Below are 2,792 nucleotides of genomic sequence, written 5' to 3' on the forward strand. Positions count from 1 at the left end.
GTCCAGCTCGGCTGCCACGGCGGCGGCAGTCGCATTCATCATCTGAAGCTGGTTCTCCACCCGCTTTCGCGCGGTAATATCCATGACGGTGCCGATGAAACGCACCGCGCGTCCGGACCGGAAAAGAGATTCGCCCGTTGCAGCTATCCAACGCTCCTTTCCGTCGCGCAGCCCGATCGTCCGATATTCGATGTCGTAGCGGGAAGACTCGCCCGGCGCGAGCGCCCGGCGTACGGCCTCATCCGCCCGTTCACGGTCTTCTGGATGGAGACCGGCCAGGAACGCGCTCTCATATGTCACCTCCGCCTCAGGTGGCAGACCGAAGAGAGCTTTGCATCGGTCGTCCCAACGCAGCACCCTTGTGATGGGATCATAGTCCCACGTTCCGATAGCGGCTGCATCGGTCGCTAGCCTTAGCCGCTCCTCGCTCGCTCGGGCAGCCTGTTCCGAGCGGACGCGCTCGATGTGAGCCCATGACCGCTCTGTCACCTCCGCCAGCAAGGACAGTTCGCGCTGCGACCAGACGCGGCGCTGCGTGTCGTGAACGGCCATTAGCGCAGCCAGCCGGCCTTGCTTGACCAAGGGCATGCAGATCGTTGCCGTTATGCCGATATCCTGAAAGGTCTTTGCTTCCTCGGGCGCAATTTCCTCGAGATTGTTGTTGATGACGAGCGGCCGATTGGCGGTCAGATTGCCAACAGCGAGGCGACCGAAATCGGCAAGACTGTAGTACCCCCTGATGCTAGGCGAGCCAGGAGCGCTCCAGTCGCCGCGAATGGTGAAGTGGTCCTGGTCCGGCTCCATGTCAGCGTAGGCGCAAATCGAAACGCCTAGATGTTCGCCAAGTAGACGGGTGGTGACCTCCATGACAGCGTCGGCATCTGTCGCCGGGGATATCTCTCTGCCGAGGCGATCCAGAAAGGCCAGGCGCTCGGCATTTTCACGCAGGGCCTTCTCCGCACGAAGCCGTTCAATTGCGGTGCGCGTCCGGTCAGCCACTTCCGAAACCAGAGCAACCTCGGCCGGCGTCCAGTGTCTTGGCTCGGAGTGATTGAGGTACAATAACGCAACCAACCCGCCGCGCTCCGTAACCGGCATGTTGATGACGGATTGGGCGCTGATTGCTTTGAGAGCCTCGGCATGGTCGTGGGTTCGCGGGTCTGTCTCGGCATTCTCGAAGACGACCGTCTCGCCTCGTTTCAAATCATCGACATAGGAGCCGTAGTCCCTGAAGTTCAGAGTTCCGGCCAGACTTCGGATTCCCGGCGCGTTCCAGTCTCTGTCGATGACTATCGTTTCTTTCTCGAGATCGATCGTGCCATATCCGGCTCGACTGATGCCAAAATGCTTCCCAAGCAATTCCGCTGCCGCAAATGCCAGTTCGGCAGGATCATCGATCTCCCGAATCCTGTCACCCAACCCCGCCAGAAGCTGGAAGCGCTGCACTTCAGACGAACGTTCGCGTGACGTGACTCCCATTTCGCCCCCGGTTGGTCGGACTAGATAATGCCGTCAGTCGCGAAGAGTTCCAGGCGCCGGACAACAGGTCGGGGCTAGGCCGCCGACGCATTGCGAAGAAACTTGCGTCACGACAGCCAAGGACAACTCCATATGCGCCCTCAACGGGCGAACGACGCGCCGTGCATCATAGTTTAATGACACCTGCTGGGCTGTGCCGCATAAAGCCATTGTCAGCGGCTGTGTAACGGGCGCCGCTGCTTGGGAGCAATCCCACTGTAGCCGAATAGGAGCGCCTGATGCTTAGCCGACCAACCCGCACGAATACGGAAGCTCTCTACCCCAGTGACCTGAACATCCTTCGCGACGCGTTCGACGCGCTGTGCCAGGAATTTGCTATCTTGCCCGACACGGCGGCGGCCAACGCCGTAGCGAGAGAGCTGATCAGGTTGTTTGAAACAGGAATGACGGAAGCGGCCACACTGATGATCGCCGTGCGCGCACGTTGGCAAGGCGACTGGGAGATGGGAGGCAGCAATGCTGCCTGAGGTTTGATGATCAAGCGCAATCAACCCGCTGCATCCTTTTCGACACCGCCGCGTTGAGCGTCAAACCTGCCAGAAATGTCCGATGCGCTGGCACAATGACTGGAGCGACCGATGCCGAAATTTCGCTTCGAGTTTATCGAAGGCATGGCCCAGCCTGCAATCTTTGCCGATATGGCTGATCGAGATGAGGCTGTCAGAGAGGCGAAGCGTGCAGCCAAGGAGGCCATGCTCGACGGAATTGTCGATGGCGTGGACCCGACCAGTTGGGTGACGAAGGTTTACGACGAAGCAGGCTATCTCGTCGCCACTCTCGGATTCCAGGATCTGGTCGCCGCGCCCAGGGATACGGAAGAGTTCAAGGAAACAGAGGAGCCAGGCGTCTTGCGATCGGGTTGAAGCCGGTTTCTCCGCTGTCGCCATCGAGCCAGATGTTGCGGCCGCCGGGCAGATCACGCCGTGACCCGAAAAAGACCGTTTCTGGCTGGTGCGGACAGCCTTTTTGTTTAATCTCCGAAAGACGCGCAGAGGCTGCAACACGGCTTCAGCCCACCTCGACGCTCTCGAGACGGGCGCGCGGGAGTTGAGATGCGATGCATAGAGACGCCTTCACCCCATCAGAACTTGCCCTGCTCAGTCGCGTCTTCGCACGCAGCAAAATCAAAAACGAAACCGCAACCGAGAAGGAGCGGCGCGCATCACGTATTCTGGCTTACTACCAGGCTGGGGTCACGGATGAGGATGAGCTAGAACTGCTTTCTCGCCAACCGCTCGGAAGGTGACGATTAG

General features: G+C 59.7%; 3 protein-coding genes. 2 read left to right on the plus strand and 1 reads right to left on the minus strand.

What is annotated here, in order from left to right; translation table 11 throughout:
- Nucleotides 1-1,479 (minus strand): GAF domain-containing protein (locus EN991_RS30840; protein WP_127370169.1); only part of this gene is annotated, 1,479 nt, incomplete at its 3' end.
- Between the two features lie 278 nt (nucleotides 1,480-1,757).
- Here EN991_RS30840 and EN991_RS30845 point away from each other — a divergent pair.
- Together EN991_RS30845 and EN991_RS30850 are read left to right on the plus strand one after the other, a co-directional pair.
- On the plus strand, nucleotides 1,758-2,006 hold the full coding sequence (locus EN991_RS30845; protein ID WP_013525118.1) for a hypothetical protein: 249 nt from the start codon (nucleotides 1,758-1,760) through the stop codon (nucleotides 2,004-2,006).
- Nucleotides 2,007-2,117: 111 nt separating this feature from the next.
- Nucleotides 2,118-2,402, plus strand: coding sequence for a hypothetical protein (locus EN991_RS30850; protein ID WP_027161872.1), 285 nt, complete (start codon nucleotides 2,118-2,120; stop codon nucleotides 2,400-2,402).
- The last annotated feature ends 390 nt before the right edge of the window (nucleotides 2,403-2,792 follow it).

It is taken from the genome of Mesorhizobium sp. M7A.F.Ca.US.005.03.2.1 (genome assembly GCF_003997795.1).
Classification (GTDB): domain Bacteria; phylum Pseudomonadota; class Alphaproteobacteria; order Rhizobiales; family Rhizobiaceae; genus Mesorhizobium; species Mesorhizobium ciceri.

Excerpts from the sequence above, each read along its gene's own strand:
- EN991_RS30845 (WP_013525118.1), top strand. The coding sequence starts at position 1,758 with ATGCTTAGCCGACCAACCCGCACGAATACGGAAGCTCTCTACCCCAGT.
- EN991_RS30850 (WP_027161872.1), top strand. The coding sequence starts at position 2,118 with ATGCCGAAATTTCGCTTCGAGTTTATCGAAGGCATGGCCCAGCCTGCA.